The organism is Actinomyces ruminicola, from assembly GCF_900103885.1.
Taxonomy (GTDB): Bacteria; Actinomycetota; Actinomycetes; order Actinomycetales; family Actinomycetaceae; genus Actinomyces; species Actinomyces ruminicola.
The window spans coordinates 625,134-642,535 of the sequence record NZ_FNIM01000001.1; the positions used below are offsets into that span (position 1 = coordinate 625,134).

General features: G+C 70.5%; 12 protein-coding genes. 4 read left to right on the plus strand and 8 right to left on the minus strand.

Features of this window, described 5'->3' with window-relative positions; genetic code table 11:
• Window positions 1–99: 99 nt before the first annotated feature.
• Both BLR49_RS02650 and BLR49_RS02655 read right to left on the minus strand, forming a co-directional pair.
• The gene (locus tag BLR49_RS02650) at window positions 100–2,283 is read right to left on the minus strand and encodes an alpha-galactosidase (protein ID WP_092532869.1); all 2,184 of its coding nucleotides are present in this window, start codon (window positions 2,281–2,283) and stop codon (window positions 100–102) included.
• Between the two features lie 152 nt (window positions 2,284–2,435).
• Window positions 2,436–3,560 carry a GuaB3 family IMP dehydrogenase-related protein gene (locus BLR49_RS02655; protein WP_092533429.1) on the minus strand — a complete coding sequence of 375 codons (1,125 nt, stop codon included), beginning with the start codon at window positions 3,558–3,560 and terminating at the stop codon, window positions 2,436–2,438.
• 612 nt (window positions 3,561–4,172) lie between these two features.
• Between BLR49_RS02655 and BLR49_RS02660 the strand changes: the two genes are divergently transcribed.
• Window positions 4,173–4,937, plus strand: a complete 765-nt coding sequence (locus tag BLR49_RS02660; protein WP_092532872.1) for an exonuclease domain-containing protein — start codon at window positions 4,173–4,175, stop codon at window positions 4,935–4,937.
• Between the two features lie 37 nt (window positions 4,938–4,974).
• Here the strand turns inward: BLR49_RS02660 and guaB are convergent, their stop codons facing one another.
• From guaB to BLR49_RS02675, 3 genes are all read right to left on the minus strand, one after another.
• A complete protein-coding gene (gene guaB, locus BLR49_RS02665) occupies window positions 4,975–6,498 on the minus strand; it encodes an IMP dehydrogenase (protein ID WP_092532875.1) in 1,524 nt (507 codons plus the stop codon).
• Between the two features lie 223 nt (window positions 6,499–6,721).
• The gene (gene groES / locus BLR49_RS02670; protein ID WP_092532878.1) at window positions 6,722–7,018 is read right to left on the minus strand and encodes a co-chaperone GroES; all 297 of its coding nucleotides are present in this window, start codon (window positions 7,016–7,018) and stop codon (window positions 6,722–6,724) included.
• Window positions 7,019–7,255: 237 nt separating this feature from the next.
• The gene (locus BLR49_RS02675; protein ID WP_245690329.1) at window positions 7,256–7,951 is read right to left on the minus strand and encodes a SanA/YdcF family protein; all 696 of its coding nucleotides are present in this window, start codon (window positions 7,949–7,951) and stop codon (window positions 7,256–7,258) included.
• Window positions 7,952–8,217: 266 nt separating this feature from the next.
• On the opposite strand from BLR49_RS02675, the gene BLR49_RS02680 reads away from it, so the two are divergent.
• Entirely contained in the window at window positions 8,218–9,528 is a 1,311-nt protein-coding gene (locus tag BLR49_RS02680) for a class I SAM-dependent methyltransferase (protein WP_092532884.1), read from the plus strand.
• A 110-nt stretch (window positions 9,529–9,638) separates the two neighbouring features.
• The gene (locus BLR49_RS02685) at window positions 9,639–10,838 is read left to right on the plus strand and encodes a glutamate--cysteine ligase (protein WP_245690377.1); all 1,200 of its coding nucleotides are present in this window, start codon (window positions 9,639–9,641) and stop codon (window positions 10,836–10,838) included.
• Between the two features lie 820 nt (window positions 10,839–11,658).
• Here BLR49_RS02685 and tsaD read toward each other — a convergent pair.
• The 3 genes from tsaD to BLR49_RS13925 form a co-directional block, all read right to left on the minus strand.
• Window positions 11,659–12,705 (minus strand): tRNA (adenosine(37)-N6)-threonylcarbamoyltransferase complex transferase subunit TsaD, encoded by a 1,047-nt coding sequence (tsaD, locus tag BLR49_RS02690; protein ID WP_092533431.1) that lies wholly within the window; start codon window positions 12,703–12,705, stop codon window positions 11,659–11,661.
• 64 nt (window positions 12,706–12,769) lie between these two features.
• Complete coding sequence (locus BLR49_RS13920) at window positions 12,770–14,599, minus strand: ABC transporter ATP-binding protein (protein WP_342706619.1); 1,830 nt, start codon at window positions 14,597–14,599, stop codon at window positions 12,770–12,772.
• Complete coding sequence (locus BLR49_RS13925; protein WP_176765744.1) at window positions 14,592–16,424, minus strand: ABC transporter ATP-binding protein; 1,833 nt, start codon at window positions 16,422–16,424, stop codon at window positions 14,592–14,594. Before BLR49_RS13925 ends, BLR49_RS13920 begins: the two co-directional genes overlap by 8 nt.
• Window positions 16,425–16,528: 104 nt before the next feature.
• Here BLR49_RS13925 and BLR49_RS02700 point away from each other — a divergent pair, with 104 nt between their 5' ends.
• On the plus strand, window positions 16,529–17,245 hold the full coding sequence (locus tag BLR49_RS02700; RefSeq protein ID WP_092533433.1) for a TetR/AcrR family transcriptional regulator: 717 nt from the start codon (window positions 16,529–16,531) through the stop codon (window positions 17,243–17,245).
• Window positions 17,246–17,402: the final 157 nt, after the last annotated feature.

Here is a 17,402-nt window from a genome sequence, read left to right on the forward strand (position 1 = left end):
CTGGCGAGGGGATTGGATCTGAAAACTGATGGTCCGGCACGGCGTCGGCGAGCAGCGCCGTGCCGGACCAAGTTGGGGGGAATCGCGGTCAACGGGAGTTCATACGGCGGTTACGCGTACGAGCAACGAGTGGTCTGGGTGGATCACGGGCAGTGAGAGTCCGGTGGTCACCAGGTAGGAGCCCGGCAGGACCACGCCCTCCGGCCGCGTCCAGGCAGCCCGGTACACGTGCCCCTCGTACAGGGGGGCCGCCAGCCGCACCCGGTAGGTGCGCCCCGGGTCCAGGCCGGGCAGGGGCCGGGGCGAGCCGGGCCAGGTCAGTGCCTGCCCCAGACTGGTCAGGCCGTACAGGGCCTCGGAGCGGTCGGGGGCGACGACTCCCTGGATGCGCACGGCGTCGTCCTCATCGACGTCGGCGTGGACGACCGTGCCCGCGTGCAGCAGCGGACGCAGCTGCTTGTGCAGGTCGATCAGCTCAGCAAGACCCTGCTTGTCCGTATCGGTGGCGGACAGCAGGTCCCACTCCACGCCCATGTGCCCCCACAGGGCGGTGGCCGCCCGGAAGGAGATGTCCAGGCTGCGCAGCGTGGTGTGGTCGCATCCGGCACCCACGTGGGTGCCGATCAGCTCGGGGGGCAGCAGCGTCATGGTGCCGCGGTTGATGTTGGCGCGGTCGTGGGCGTCGTTGCAGTCGGAGGTCCACACCCGCTGGGTGTGCTCGATGATGCCGAGGTCGATGCGTCCGCCGCCACCGCAGCAGGACTCGATCTCCAGGTCCGGGAAGCGCTCGTGGAGGGCGTCCAGGAGCCGGTAGAGGGCAAGGGTCTGCTCGTGGACGGCGGGGGCGCCGTAGCGGGTGCCCAGCGCGGCGTTGGGGGCCATGTGCCCGGCGGCGAGCACGGTGGAGTTGTGGTCCCACTTGATGTAGGCGAGGCCCAGCCGTTCCACCAGGTCGCTGATGGCCTGGTAGAGGTAGTCCCAGGCGCCCGGTGCGGTCAGGTCCAGGACCCGCTGGTGACGGTGCTCGATGGCGCCCCCGGCGCCGTCGGACAGCACCCATTCGGGGTGGCTGCGGGCGAGATCGGAGTCGAGGTTGACCATCTCGGGCTCGAACCACAGTCCCATTTCCATGCCGAGGGCGCGCACGTGCTCGGCCAGCGGCTCCAACCCGGTGGGCCAGACCTCCGCGGACACCTGCCAGTCCCCCAGGCCGGAGGTGTCGCCGCGGCGGGAGCCGAACCAGCCGTCGTCGACGACGAAGCGCTCAATCCCGATTGCCGCGGCCTCATCGGCCAGGGCCTTGAGGGTGCGGAGGTTGTGCTTGAAGTAGACGGCCTCCCAGGTGTTCAGCAGGACGGGCCGGGGCCGGGTCGGGTAGGAGGGCAGGGCGCGCACGTGTGCGTGTGCCCGGGCGACCAGCGCGTCCAGGCCCTCGCCCCAGGAGCCCACCAGCCAGGGAGTGGCGTATGACTGACCGGGGCCGAGCACGATCTCACCTGGCTGGAGCAGCTCCCCACCACCCAGCAGCCGGTGGCCCTGCTGCGGGTGTGAGGCGAGTACGCGGGTGTTGCCGGACCAGGCGAGGTGGACGGCGTGGACGCGACCGCGCCGCCAGCCGAAGCCGGAAGTGCCCGCGGCCAGCCAGGTAGCGGCGTCGTGCCCGGTGCGGCCCTCCCACGACTCGCGCAGGCGGGTGCCGGGGTTGAAGGGCGTGCGAACCGGCTGGCGCTCGAAGGCGTGGTGGCCGGTCATGTCGAGCAGCTCGGTGGCGTCGGACGGCACCGGCAGCACGGGGGTGAGCTCGTCGATCTCGAGTGCCGCGGCACCGGGACCGGCGGTGTCGGTAACCTCGGCGCGCAGCCGCACCAGGCCGGTCGGCTCCAGCCGCAGCACGGTGGTCAGCTCAATGCCGTGGACCGGATCGGCGGCGGTGGAGGTCACCACGTCGGCATGCCCGCCCGGAGCATCAACGGTCTCGACGCTGTGGGTGACGGTCTCGGGGTGGACGGAGAAGGCGGAGCCGTCCGCGCGGTGCAGCAGAACGGCCGGGCGGGCCGACCAGCCCAGATGCGGCAGCGGCAGCACGGGCAGATCCGGTGTGGTCCAGCTCTGGTTGGAACCGGTGCTCATGTTCTGGGCCAGGCCGACGTCCGCCAGCGCCCCGTCATCGAGCTCGCCCAGGTCCTCGCCCCAGTGGCGCACCACCGGGTGGCGATCGGACAGGAGGCCCAGGACGAGTGAAGTGCCGCCGCGGCGCAGGTGAACAGAACGAGAGTCGGGCACGACGTCTCCTTTGACATTACTGGGGGTGCGGATGGGTGCCAACGGCGCCTGTGGGGCGACCGCAGCGGCGCGGTCCGGCGCTAGGATTATTTTATAACCGAAGAAATGCGTGGCGTCAAACACCCACAGCCCCTCGCCGGGCCGTGGCTCCGTCAGCTCGGCTCGTAGGGGGCGACGACGATCTCGACGCGCTGGAGCTCCTTGACGTCGGCGTAGCCGGTGGTGGCGAGCGTGCGGCGCAGGGCACCCATGATGTTCAGAGTGCCGTCGGCCCGATCCGAGGGGCCGGAGAGGATCTGCTCCATGGTGCCGACCGTGCCGACGTAGCTGCGATAGCCGCGGGGCAGCCGCTCGTGGCGCGCCTCGGCGCCCCAGTGGAAGCCGCCGCCGGGAGCCTCCTGGGCGCGCGCCAGGGCGGCACCGAGCATGACGGCGTCGGCACCGCAGGCGATGGCCTTGACGACGTCGCCGGAGTTGCCGACCGAGCCGTCGGCGATGACATGCACGTAGCGACCGCCGGATTCGTCCATGTAGTCGCGCCGGGCCGCGGCCACGTCGGCGACGGCGGTGGCCATGGGCATGTGCAGGCCCAGCACCTGCCGCACCGAGGAGGAGGCGCCGCCGCCCTGGCCGACGAGCACGCCCGCCGCACCGGTGCGCATCAGGTGCAGGGCGGCCGTGTACGTGGTGACTCCGCCCACCACCACGGGCACATCCAGTTCGTAGATGAAGCGCTTGAGGTTGAGGGGCTCAACCGAGCCCGACACATGCTCCGCCGAGACGACCGAGCCGCGGATGACCAGCAGGTCCACACCGGCGTCGACGACGGTGCGCCAGTGCCGCTGGGTCTGCGAGGGGCTGAGCCGCCCCGCGACGACGACGCCGGCCTGGCGGATCTGTTCCAGCCGGGCGGCGATCAGTTCAGGGCGCACCGGGGGCCGGTAGACGTCCTGAAGCACGGCGGTGGCCTGCTCGGGCGTGGCGGAGCGGATGCGCTCCAGCGCGGGGGCCGGGTCCTCGTAGCGGGTCCACAGTCCCTCCAGGTCCAGCACGCCGATGCCGCCGAGCCGGCCAACCAGGATCGCCGTCTCGGGACTCATCACCGAGTCCATGGGCGAGGCCATTACCGGAAGGTCCACGTGGTAGGCATCCAGCTGCCAGCCAACACGCACGTCCCGCACGTCACGGGTGCGGCGCGCCGGGACCAGCGCGATGTCGTCGAAGGAGTAGGCCTGACGGGCGCGCTTGTCCCGCCCGATCTCGATCTCACCGCTCATGGCGAGCATCGTAGCGGGCAAGTCCCCCTGGGAGTCGCCGTCGGCCGGTATCGACGGCTGTCGGCCGCCATATCGGCGGCGTCCACGGCGGGGAGCAAGTGGTAGCGCCGTTAAGGGGCGGCCCCGGGCCGGGAGGTGTCACAATCGCTGACAAACACCGGCGGCCAGCTTGAACACGCACCTGCGAACGTTGCAATTCCAACGGTACGCAGCGCATGCATGGGACGCCGCTGAGCCATTTGTCATCGTTTTTGACATCCCGCCCGGCACGCGCACCGGTTTGCCCGCTCCGGCCACGCCACAAACACGACTTGGCCGCTCAAACACGAGTTCTCCTCAGAGACACGAGTAGTTGAAGCTTTGCAGGTATAAGGCACGTGTAAACCTCCAAAACGCGTGTTCGTGGCGGAAACAGGTGCGCATAGCGTCATCAGCATGGACGGCCCCCGCCAAGACGGGGAATAGCCGGCCGCCACATCGACCGGTCTCGGTAGTTGTATCGACCGGTCTCGGTGCGTGACTTCAACCGATCTCGGCGGAGGGGACAGGGGAACCGGGTGGTGCCGCGGCCGGCCGTTATTCGTGTCGGTGGCCGGTGGCACACTCGGAGCCATGAGCCAGCCATCACGCCCCGCCACGGCCACGCCGCACGCCTCCTGGGCCGCAGGCCCGCTGCTCGGCTTCGACACCGAGACCACCGGGGTCTGCCCCACCGCCGATCGGCTGGTGACGGCGGCCTTAGTCGCCCGCGGCCCGCTGCGCACAGACGGCACCCGCACCCAGCAGGTGACCACCTGGCTGGCGGACCCGGGCGTGGCGATCCCCGCCTCCGCCACGGCCGTGCACGGCATCAGCACCGAACGCGCCCGCACCGAGGGCCGTCCGGCCGGCGAGGTGCTGGAGGAGGTGTCCGCGGCACTGGCTGCGGCGATGGCGGCGGGCACGCCCGTGGTCGCCTACAACGCCGCCTACGACCTGACGCTGCTGGAGTCCGAACTGATCCGCCACGGCCTGCCCACCTTGCGCCAACGGCTGGGCCGGGAGCTGGGACCGGTGGTGGATCCGCTGGTGATCGACCGGCGGGTGGACCGCTACCGCAGGGGCAAGCGGCGCCTGACGGACCTGTGCGGCTTCTACGGGATCGACCCCGAGGCCGCCGGCCTGCACACCGCCGAGGTGGACGTGGTCGCCACCCTGGACGTGCTCGACGCCATGGCCTTCGCCCACCCGGAGATCACCCGCATTCCGCGCACCGAGCTAATGAGCTGGCAGGCGGCGGCGCACCGCGACTGGGCGGAGTCATTCAATGAGTTCCTGCGCCGCCGCGGCCGCACGCCCGACGTCGCCCCGGACTGGCCGCTGCCCGCGGGGATGTGACGAAGCCGCTGCGGCCGACGCCGCGACGGACGCGTCCTCAGGAGTCGCGGCCGGTGTAGTTGGGGGCCTCGACGGTCATCTTCACGTCGTGCGGGTGGGACTCCTTGAGCCCGGCCGCGGTGATGCGCACGAACTGGCCGTTGGCCTTCAGCTCCGGGATGGTGCGAGCACCCACGTAGAACATCGACTGGTGCAGCCCGCCGACCAGCTGGTAGACGACGTCGGCCAGGGAGCCCGAGAAGGGCACCTGCCCCTCGATGCCCTCGGGGATGATCTTGTCATCCCCGGAGACGTCGGCCTGGAAGTAGCGGTCCTTGGAGTAGGACTTGCGGCCGCGCGAAGTCATCGCGCCGAGCGAGCCCATGCCGCGGTAGCGCTTCCACTGCTTGCCGTTGACGAACACCAGGTCCCCGGGGGACTCGGTGCAGCCGGCCAGCAGGGAGCCGAGCATGACGGTATCGGCCCCGGCCACCAGCGCCTTGGCGATGTCACCGGAGTACTGCAGCCCGCCGTCGGCGATCAGCGGCACGCCCGCCGGGGTGCAGGCACGGGCGGCCTCGTAGACGGCGGTCACCTGGGGCACGCCGACGCCGGCGACCACGCGGGTGGTGCAGATGGAGCCGGGCCCCACCCCCACCTTGACGGCATCCACGCCGGCGTCGATGAGCGCCTGGGCGCCCTCGCGGGTGGCCACGTTGCCGCCGATCACCTCGATGTCGGCGAAGGCCGGATCGTGCTTGAGGCGGGAGATCATCTCCAGGGCCAGTTTGGCCCCGCCGTTGGCGGTGTCCACCACGATCACGTCCACGCCGGCCTCGGCCAGGGCGCCCGCCCGCTCCCAGGTGTCGCCCCAGTAGCCGACGGCGGCGCCGACCACCAGGCGGCCCGCCTCGTCCTTGGTGGCGTTGGGGTACTGCTCGGTCTTGACGAAGTCCTTGACGGTGATCAGCCCGGACAGGCGGCCGTCGGCGTCGATGATCGGCAGCTTCTCAATGCGGTGCTCGGCCAGCAGCGCCTTGGCGTCCTCCCGGGAGATGCCGGCGGGCCCGGTGATCAGCCGCTCGCGCGGAGTCATGCACTCGCGCACCGTCAGGTTGTCCCAGCGCTCGGGCGGCACGAAGCGCAGGTCGCGGTTAGTGATGATGCCCAGCAGGTTGCCGGCGTCGTCGACCACCGGCAGGCCGGAGACCTTGTAGTGGCCGCACAGCTCGTCCAGCTGGGAGATGGTGGCGTCCGGGCCCACCGTCACCGGGTCGGAGACCATGCCGGACTCCGAGCGCTTGACGCGGCGCACGTGCTGGGCCTGCTCCTCGATCGACAGGTTGCGGTGCAGGATGCCGATGCCGCCCTGCCGGGCCATGGCGATGGCCATGTCGGACTCGGTGACGGTGTCCATGGCGGCGCTCAGCAGCGGGGTGGCCAGGCAGATCCTGCGGGTCAGGCGGGAGGTCGTGTCGACCTCGGAGGGGATGACGTCGGTCAGCCTGGGCAGCAGGAGGACGTCGTCGTAGGTCAGTCCGGTGGGGGCAAAGATGTCGGGGCTGGTGATCGGCTCGCTCACGCCTGCATCGTAGAGCGGGAGCGCCGTCCGCCGCACGTCGGAGACCCGCAGCGGCCCGTCGCCGCGGCCGCTGGGGCGGCCGGCTCGGCAAAATGGACGGAGCCCCCGGCATGCTCTGCCCACGGCTCGCAACGGGCTCCCCCGGAACGCGACTGTGGGGTGGCAGGCATCTGCCTGCCACCCCACAGCGGCAATAACGTCAAAACGCCGACGAACGGCCGGGTCAGCGGGTGACGACCGCCAGGACGTCGCGGGCGGACAGGATCAGGTAGTCCTCGCCGTCGTACTTGACCTCGGTGCCGCCGTACTTGGAGTAGATGACGACGTCGCCCTCGGCGACGTCGACGGGAATGCGCTTGCCGGAGTCGTCGACACGGCCCGGGCCCACGGCCACGACCTTGCCCTCCTGCGGCTTCTCCTTGGCGGTGTCCGGAATGACCAGACCGGACGCGGTGGTCTGCTCGGCCTCGACCGTCTGCACGACGATGCGGTCCTCGAGCGGCTTGATGGAGATCGACATGTCGTCCTCCCCTTCTCGCTTCTTGATTGGGTGGGTAAATGACTGGTTGCCGCATCCCGGGGTGTCGAGCCGCCGTCGCGGGGGTCGGTCCGGCACGGGTGAGGTGCGGGTCGCGCGAGGCCGCCGAAGCACCTCACGCGCCACCAGGAGAATCTACGCGTGGCTTTAGCACTCAGTCAACGCGAGTGCTAAAGCCGCGTCTCCGGGTTCGCCCTCGGCGTGCGCTACCCGCGGCGTTCAGGCCTCCCGGTTGGCCCGGGTCCAGGCCACGGCCTCGTCCACGCTGGTCTCCCGATCCCCCAGCAGCGGAGTGCGGCTGGTGAACACGTCCCAGGCGGCCTTGACCGCCGCCCCGCGCTCACGCAGCCAGCTGTAGGCCCAGGTGCTGCGGTTGGCGCGGGCGCGCGTGTCGCCCACCCCGGACGCCTCCACGCCGACGGCGCGACACACCGCCACCGCCCGGGGCTCGTGGAAGTCCTGGCTGACGAGGATCGCCTCGGATATGCCGAAGACCTCTTGCGCGCGCACACAGGTGGCGTAGGTGTCGAATCCGGCATAGTCGACGGCGATCGCCTCGCTGGGAATACCCGCCGAGACCAGGTACTCGTACATGGCGATGGGCTCGTTGTAGCTGGTCTGGCCGTTGTCCCCCGACACCAGGATGGCGTCCACCCGCCCGGACTCGTACAGCTCGGCGGCCACGTCCAGCCGGTAGCGCAGCCACGGGGAGGGCTCGCCGGAGGAGTAGACCGAGGCGCCCAGCACGATGGCCACCGGCGCGGTCGCGTCGTCGGCGGCGTCCCCGTGGTCGGTCACGTGCCCGGCGGCGGCCGTCCACACCCAGGCGTTCGGCAGCGCCACCACGGCCACCGCGAGCGCAACCAGCCCACCCAGGGCCCACCGCCAGCGGCGGCGCCTGTCTCGTCGTGCCACGCAGGTCCTCCTTCTTCCTCCGGGCCGGGGCGCTCTGGATCGTTCACCCATCGGTGCTACCGGCTCATACGGACGTGTCAGCGTAGCCCGATCGGGGCGACGAGGCGGGGACGTTCGCTCCGGCTGCGCGCCCTGTGCACCCGATTTGTTTCGCTACGGAAACCGGACCGGGCGGCGCCGTCAGGTCTCAGGTAAGCGGATGAGAAGCGTGAGACGGCTCTCCGTATGCGGCGCGTTGGCGGGCAGGCGTGTCATGATTCTGGGCGATGGACGGCTTCGACCTCGCCCCGCTGCTGACCCCCGACGGCTGGCGGCTGCTCGAATCACTGCCCCCCTACGACCCCGGTCAGGCCCTCGCCCTGGGCGAGTCCCTACGCCGCGAGGGCCACTCCCCCGCGCTGGTGGCCGCCGCGTTGACCCAGCAACGGCTGCGGCAGCGCGCCGCCGCCAAGTTCGGCCCCTTCGCGGCCCGCATGCTGTTCACGCCCGATGCCCTGGAGCAGGCCACGCGGCTGGCCGTGTCCGCCCACCACGCCTCCCGCTTTGCGCGGGCCGGCAGCCGCTGCGTGGCCGACCTGGGCTGCGGCATCGGTGGTGACGCGCTGGCGCTGGCCTCCTTGTGCCCGCAGGTGCTGGCAGTGGAGCGGGACGAGCCGACGGCGGCGCTCGCCACCGTCAACCTCTCTCCGTTTCCCAACGCTGAGGTGCGCTGCGCCGACGCCCTGGAGGTGGACCTGGCGGCGGAGGGCGTGGACGCCGTCTTCGCCGACCCCGCCCGCCGCTCCGGCGGCCGGCGCATCACCGACCCCGAGTGCTGGTCCCCGCCGCTTGGGCAAGTCCTAGGCCTGCGCGAGCAGGTGGAGGCGCTCGGAGTAAAGGTCGCCCCGGGCATCGACCACGCGCTGCTGCCCGCCGACGCCCACGTGCAGTGGGTGAGCGTGGACGGTCAGGTGGTCGAGGCCGGCATCTGGTGCGGCCCGCTCGCCCCGGAGGGTTCCGGCCGTTCCGCCCTGGTCCTGCACTCGGGGGCCGACGGCGAGCCGGTCGCCCATACGCTGACCGACCCAGACTGCGACAATCCCGCAACGCCACCGGTCCAACTCGACCCCGTCGCAGGCCCGGAGGACCTGGAAGGCATCATTCACGAGCCCGACGGCGCCGCCATCCGCGCCGGCCTGGTCGCCCACCTGGCGGGCAGGCTCGGGGCGGTACCGGTCGGGCACCGCATCGCCTACCTGACCGGGTCGACGCCGGCCGGTGCGGAGGCGGCCCCCTTCGTGCGTTCCTGGAGACTGGTGGAGGTGCTTCCCCTGCACCTGAAGGCGCTGCGCTCCCGCGTGCGCAACCGCGGCATCGGCCGCCTGGAGATTCACGCCCGCGGTGTCGACGTCTCCCCCGAGGCGCTGCGCGCCTCCCTGCGTCCGCAGGGCGACGCCGGGGAGGTCTGGCTGCTGACCCGCATCGGCCCGCGCGGCGACGGCGGCCGCGGCCGCTCACCCCGGGGCGCCGTACTCGTCGTCGAGCCCGCTGCCCCGGCACGGCCCCCGGAATCGTGTAGCGCCCATCCGTCGTCGTAGGCATCTTCAGATAAGTCTCCGCGTCTCCAGCACAAAGGAGCTCCGTCATGACACCGACCACGCCCGCATTCACCCGGACGCCCCGCTCACATCTGCTGCACCGGGCGGACATGCCCTTCGCCCGCTCCGAACGCTCCACGCTCGGCGTCGAGTGGGAGCTGCAGCTGGTGGACCGCGACAGCCTGGACCTGCGCCAGTGCGCCGCCGACGTGCTGCGCCTGGTGGGTGAGGACCCGCATATCCACGGGGAGATGATGCTCAACACCGTGGAACTGGTCTCCGGGGCGCGCCACACGGTCGCCGAGTGCATCGAGGACATCGCGCTCGCCTATGGCCGGCTGCTTCCCATTGTCGAGCCGCTGCGGGTGGAGTTGGCCAGCGCGGGCACGCACCCCTTCGCCGACCCGCTGGTGCAGAAGGTCACCGACGCCGAGCGCTACGCCCGGCTGGTGGAACGGACCCGGCTGTGGGGCCACCAGATGCTCATCTTCGGCACGCACGTTCACGTGGGCATTGAGGACCGCAGCAAGGTGCTGCCGATCCTGTCCGCCCTGCTCACGCGTACCGCGCACCTGCAGTGCCTGAGCGCCTCCTCCCCGTTCTGGGCGGGCGCCTCCACCGGCTACGCCGACAACCGCGCCATGATGTTCCAGCAGCTTCCGACGGCGGGGGCGCCGCACCAGCTCGACTCCTGGGAGGAGCTGGAGGGATTCGTCGGCGACATGGTCCACACCGGCGTCATTGAGGACTTCACCGAGATCCGCTGGGATGTGCGCCCCTCGCCGCGCCTGGGCACGATCGAGGTGCGCTCCTGCGACGCCGCCACCAACCTCGTCGAGCTGGGCGGTATCGCCGCCCTGACCCAGTGCCTGGTGGAGGACTTCTCCCGCCGTCTGGACCGCGGGGAGGAGCTGGACGCGCTTCCGCCGTGGTACGTCAACGAGAACAAGTGGCGGTCGGCCCGCTACGGCATGGATGCCATCCTGATCACCGACTCCGCCGGCACGGAGGAGCTGGTCACCGACACCGTTGAGCGCATGCTCACCGAGCTGGCGCCGGTGGCGGAGGAACTCGGCTGCGAGGCGGAGCTGGAGAGCGTGCGGGCGACGCTTGCGGCCGGCGCCTCCTATCAACGTCAGCTAGCCGCCGCCAAGGCCGCGAGCAGCAATGAGGCGGCGATGCGGCTGTTGATGGAGGAGGTGCGCGCCGGCCGGCCGCTGTCCCCCGCCGAGATCACCGCCCTGGTGTCCGACGGCATCCGCCCCGGTCCCGTCGCCCCTCCCCGCCGTCCCTCGCGTCCTCGCCACTAGTACCACGCCGAGATCGGTAGAAGTCACGTGCCCAAATCGGTAGATATAACCGCCGAGATCGGTAGAAGTCACGTGCCCAAATCGGTAGATAAGGGGCTTGAGGCTCTGGCGATGGGGGCTGGCGCGCCCGCCACGGTGAGGGTGTGTGCGGGGTCTGGGTTCGGACTGCATTCAGGTTGATCCGGTATGTGGGTTTGCTGTGGGGTCTGGCGCTCCAGGGGGATGTCGGACCGCGGGGGCCGGGAGGTTCGGCTACACCCTTGGGCCGCGACTCGGGGCCGACGGCGTGTTGGTGTCCGGGGCTGGGGGCTTCTGCTACTCCGGTTCGTGCGCTAGCACGCCGGTTGGGCGCTTGTTGAAGAGATCCGGAGCTTTCAGCGCAGGTCTAACCGGCGTAGTAGACGCCGCCGGGGCGTACCCAACGCCATCCCACCGCCCCGCACTCCCGGCACCTCGACCCTGTGCTCTCAGCACCTCCAGGCCGCGGCGCCGCAGATGGCCGCGCCGCCAACCACCGCACCCGCAAACACGAATAGCCAGATAAGGGCGTGCCCCCTCTGGCTGTCGTGCGTATGCGCGGTCATTGACGTCGTCGTGTGGCGGGAGGGGAGCCCCATAAGGAGCCCACGGCCGCGAGCGTGCGGGATGAAGAAGTCAGCCCCGGTGGTCTTCGCCGGATGAGTTCAATGGATGGGCGCAAGCGGGCATCGCCATATCAACCGATTTGGGCACGTGACTTCTACCGATCTCGGCGGTTATATCTACCGATCTCGGCGAAAAGAGGGGCGGGAGACCGGCGGGCTCAGCGGGCCCGGCGGGCTCAGCGGGCCACGGGCACGTCCAGGGGCATGCCGGAGTCGGGGGCGAAGTCCATGGGGCTCGGCGCCACGCCCGCACGCACTGCCGCCGCGCCGAGGGCCGCGATCTGGGCGCCGTTGTCCGTGCAGTACTTCAGCGGCGGCAGCCGCAGGGTGATGCCGGCCTCCTCGCAACGCTGCACCGCGAGCGCGCGCAGCCGGGAGTTGGCGGAGAAGCCGCCTCCGATCACCAGGGTGTCGCAGCCGGTGTCCTTGCAGGCCTGCACCGCCTTGGCGGTCAGGGAGTCGTTGACCGCCTCGGAGAAGGCGGCGCACACGTCGGCGGCAGGGACCTCCTGGCCGGCATCCGCCAGCGACTCCACATAGCGGGCGACCGCCGTCTTCAGGCCGGAGAAGGAGAAGTCGTAGCGGTGGCGCTCGCGGTCCTTGGCCGCCGCCAGGCCCCGCGGGAAGCGGATCGCCTCCACGTCTCCCTCCTGCGAGAGCCGGTCGACGTGCGGGCCGCCCGGGTAGGGCAGGCCGAGCAGGCGGCCGACCTTGTCGAAGGCCTCCCCGGCGGCGTCGTCGAGGGTGGCCCCCAGCTCGACGACGTCGGTGGCCAGGTCGTGGATGTCCAGCAGGCTGGAGTGCCCGCCCGAGACGATCAGGCCGATGAAGTGCTCGGGCACGGGCCCGTCGATGAGCTCATCGACGGCGATGTGCCCGATTACGTGGTTGACGCCGTAGACGGGCTTGCCCAGGGATGCGGCCAGGGCCTTGGCGGCGCTGACGCCGACGGTGAGAGAGCCGATGAGTCCCGGGCCGGCGCTGACGGCGATGGCGTCGACGTCGCTCAGCGTCACCCCGGCCCGCTCCAGGGCGGCGTCAAGGGTCGGCAGGAAGGACTCCAGGTGGGCGCGGGAGGCGATCTCGGGGATGATGCCGCCGAAGCGGGCGTACTCATCCATGGAGGTAGCCACGACGTCGCCGAGCAGTTCGCGCCCGCGCACCAGGGCGGCACCGGTCTCGTCGCAGGTGGACTCGATACCGAGGATCAAAGGTTCACTCACGGCGCCCAAGCGTAGCCCGCCCAACGGCCCCGGCCGGGATTCCGCGCGACCAGCGGTTGAGCGACTACACGAGCCGCCAGCCGGCGGCGCGGCTGCGGTAGTTCCAGAAGTCCCGGTAGGGGCCGGGGGTGTCCACCAGGTCGGCGTGACTGCCGCGCTGGGCCACCTGCCCCACCTCGTTAAGGACGATGACCTGGTCGGCGGCGGCAATGGTCTCCAGCTTGTGGGCGATCACGAGCAGCGTGGAGTTGCGCCGCAACTCCTGCATGGCGGCCACGATATGCGCCTCGTTCTCCGCGTCCAGGGCGCTGGTAGCCTCGTCCAGCAGCACGATGGGGGCTTGTTTGAGCAGGGCGCGGGCGATGGACACCCGCTGCCGCTCCCCGCCGGACAGGGCCTGCCCGCCCTCGCCTACGCGTGTGTCCCAGCCGTCCGGCAGCCGGTCCACAATCTCGGTCACCCCGGCCAGGTCGGCCGCCCAGCGCACCCGGGCCGAGTCCGCGCCGGGGTTCCCGATGCGGATATTGGCCTCAAGGGTGTCATCGAAGAGGTACACGTCCTGGAAGACCATGGACAGCCGGCTCATCAGGTCCGCTACGGGCATGTCGCGCACGTCGGTGCCGCCCACGCGCACGCTGCCGGCATCCACGTCCCAGAAGCGGGCGACCAGGCGGGCGATCGTGGTCTTGCCACTGCCGGACGGGCCCACGACGGCGCACATGGAGCGTGCGGGCACGTGCAGGCTCGCTCCGCGCAGCACCGGCGCGCCGGGCAGGTAGGAGAAGTGAACATCGTCGAGCTCGACGGCACCGGGCTCAGGCTCCGCAGCGGCGGCGCTCGGCTCCGGTAGTGGGGCGACATCCATTCCGGTGTCGAGGTGGTCCATCATCTGGCGGCGTTCCTCAATACCGGCGGTGGTGGTGCCGATGGACTCAAGCATGGTGGTGAAGCGCAGGCAGATGCCGATGGTGACGACCGCCTGCATCGGCTCCAAGGCCCCGGAGACGGCCAGTGCGGCCGACAGGGTGATCATGGCGACGATGATGGTCTGGACCAGGACTCCGTTGACCAGGTTGCCGGCGCTCTCCCACCACAGGCCACGGCGGGAGGTGCGGGCGACGGTGTCGAAGGCGTCGGCCAGCTGGCGGTAGTCGGTGCCCGCGTGGCAGGAGCGCAACGCCCCCTGGCAGCGGGCGAATTCCACTATGCGGGCGGCGAGCTCGCGTTCGGCGGGCTCGGAGAGGGCCTTGCCGCGGTCGATCAGATGGCGGGAGACCCTCAGGAACACCGCCAGCAACGGCGCCGAGCAGGTCAGCAGCAGCCCCAGGCGCCAGTCCCAGGCCCAGGAACCCAGCCAGATGACCGCGCATCCGGCCACCGTGGTGCTCAGCGAATTCAGGAAGTGTGCCGCCGACTCGGACAGCGACATCATCTCCCGGGATACGGCGCGGGACATGACGCCGGCGGAGTCGGCGGTGAACCAACTCAGGGGCACGCGGGCAACCTGGTCGCCGATGGCGTAGTGGACGTCGTGTTGGAAGCCGAGTGCGCCCGTCATACCGATGCGCTGGCTGAAGTAGTCGCCGACGGCGGCCGCGACGGCGAGGACGGCGAGCACGATCAGCCAGCCACCGAAGCCGAGTCCCCAACTGTTTCGGCCAGTCGCCAGCGCCACTGAGGCCGGCAGCAGGAACAGCAGCGCCAGGCCCGAGAACACGCCGCTGATCACACCGATTCCCATACCGCCGATAACCTGCCGCCAGGCGACGGGGCCCATGAGGCGGTGGTACCGGGCCATCAGGGAGCGGGAGACGTCCGGATGTTCTCCGGCCCGGGCGCCGACTGCGGTCGGGTTCACGGTGGTAGGCGTGGCCGAGTTCATGGTCTCAGTCATGACTGTTCTCCTGGGGGTCGACGGCGACGCCGCCCTGACGCAGCAGCGCCCGGTAGTGGGGCTCGTTCAACAGTTCGTCGTGAGTGCCGGTAGCCACGATGCGGCCGCGGTCCATGACCACTACGCGGTGAGCGCCGCGGACGGCTGCGGGCCGGTGGGCGATCACCAGCACCGTGCGCCCCTTGACCAGCTCCGCCAGGGCCTGCTGAATCTCGGCCTCGGACTCGGGATCGGCCATGGCGGTGGCCTCGTCGAGCAGGATTACCGGGGTGTCGCACAGGACTGCCCGGGCGATGGCGATGCGTTGGGCCTGCCCGCCGGACAGGGCCGTATCCCGGCCGACGACGGTGTCATAGCCGCTGGGAAGCGTCATGATGAAGTCGTCTATCTGGGCGACGCGGGCGGCGGCACGCACCTGCTCCAGGTCCGCGTCGGGGCGGCCGAGGGCGATGTTGTCGCGAATAGGGGCGTCGAGCAGCTGGGGATCCTGGAGCACGAAGGAGACCGTGTCGTACAGGGTCTGCTCATCCATGTCGCGCAGATCCACTCCGCCGATGCGCACGGTGCCGGCGTCGGGGTCGGCGAAGCGGGCGATCAGAGTTGCCAGGGTCGATTTGCCGGAGCCGGATGGGCCCAGCAGGGCGGTGACGGTACCGGGCACCAGGGTGAGGCAGGCGTCGTCGACGGCGAGAGTCCGCCCATAGGAGTAGGACACGTGCTCGATCTCCACGCGGGCGCCATCCGGACGGCGCGGGTGAACGGCCGCGGACAGGGTGGGGGCGTCGAGGATGTCGCACAGGCGCAGCGCGGCCGCCCCAGCCTGCTGGTAGGACCAGGAGACGCTGGCGATGGTGACCATGGCTCCGGGCAGCACCAGAGCGATCAGGGTGGTGGCGAGCACCTGCGGCAACGTGACCAGGCCGGCGCGCAGCAGCAGGCTCCCGCCGCCCAGGTTGACCAGCAGCAGCACCGGGATGGACACCCAGGTGATGGACAGGCAGCTGATATTCATCATCGACATGGCCCAGGCGCGGTAGAACGTGGAGAACTCGTCGCCGGCACGCAGGTAGGCGGCGTGGGCGCGGCCGACCTGTCCGAAGGCCTTGACCACCCCGATGCCGGCGACGAACTCCACCATGGCGGAGGAGATGTTCTCCAGGCGGCGGTCCATCTCCACGGTCTTCTCATTCATGCCGCGCATGGACAGGGAGTAGGTGGCGAAGTACAGGGGGATGGTGCCGACGCTCAGTAGTCCCAGCCGCCAGTCGATCCAGAAGGCGCAGGCCAGCAGCGCCACCGGGGTAACCACCGCGTTGAGGCGCTCCACCGGCCCGTGGGCGATGACGGTGTGCACGGTGGTGGTGTCGTCCTGCACCGCCTTGCGCAGCCGTCCGGAGGTGGAGGCGGTGAACCAGCTCAGGGGCGTGCGGGTCAGTCGGGCCACGATGTCGCGGCGCAGCCGGTCACGCAGGGCCAGGTCGGCGAAGTGGGTGATGAGCAGGGCCAGGGAGTACAGCAGCAGGCGGGTGGAGTAGGCGCCGATCAGCACCATCACCGTGGCGCGCACGCGCTCCGGGTCGGGGGCAGAGCCCGCCTCGTGCGCCGTCACCAGGATGTCGCCCAGCTGTACGAGTGCCACATACGGGGCGATGGAGAGCAGCCCGGAAACAACTACGAGTACCTGCCCGAGGCGCAGCCGGGAGCGCACCGGCGCACCTAGGCGGCTAACGGCCGCCTGCCCGGCGACGGCGCGGGCCCGGTCGTCGCCGGGCCTGGTCGACGACGGTGCCTGGTCGGGTGCCCTCGTCGTAGACGTGCTCAGCATGTCTCACACTCCAATTAAGAAAGCCGTTCTTTATTGACTAAGTACGAACTTACTTTCACGGGACGTAACGCACAAGAGCCGTAAGCAAACCCGTGTCGCGTAACGTGACCCGCACGACGCGCCAGGGCAATCCCACCGGGCCGAAGCCCGGATTCACCCGCCGGAACGTGGTGGAGGCGGCGCTTGAGATCGGCATCGACCGCTTCACACTCTCCGACGTGGCCCAGCGGCTGGGGGTGGCGACCTCGGCGCTGTACCGCACAATCAGTTCGCGCGAGGACCTGCTGCGCGCCTGCCTGGATCGGGTGGCCGCCGACACCGACTTCTCCGATCTGGGCGGTCCCTGGCGGCAGGTGGCGCGCGACTACGCCGAGCGCCTGTGGGTCTTGCTTGAGGCGCGGCCGGGACTGGCGGGCGTGCTTGTGTCGACCTCCTGGGCCTACCAGTTCTTCGCCCGCCCCATTACGCAGGCGCGGCATGCCCTCACGCAGGGCGGCCTGTCCCCCGACGACGCCGTCCTGGCACTGGACTTCATCGCCGACACGGTCATCAGCGTGCATCTGCAGACCGAGGTGGCGCGCGCCCCCGCCAGCGAGGGCCCGGGGATCTCAGCGAAGGAGACGGGCGCCGACGCCCAGGGCGGCCTCAGCAGTCCGAGCGGTCTGGAGGCGGCACGCAGGCGCTTCGAGGCGGATGGACGGGCGACGCAGCTGCCCGCCGAGCTGGCCCCCTCCAGCGCCTGGATCGACCGTGGTTGGCTGGACCGCAAAATCGAGGTCATTATCCGCGGCATCGCGAGCAATACGGCTCATCGTGGTTGAAGGTGTGGCGAGCTGACAGGCTGCGGTTCGCCGGACCATGGTTGGTGGGCGCGTCCCGGTGTGCGCACGGTCGACCAGGCGTCGCAGTTCGTGCGTTCGCCCGACAGTTCGCACGTTCCGGTCTACGATTCGCTACTTGCCGCTTCGGTTCGCGGGT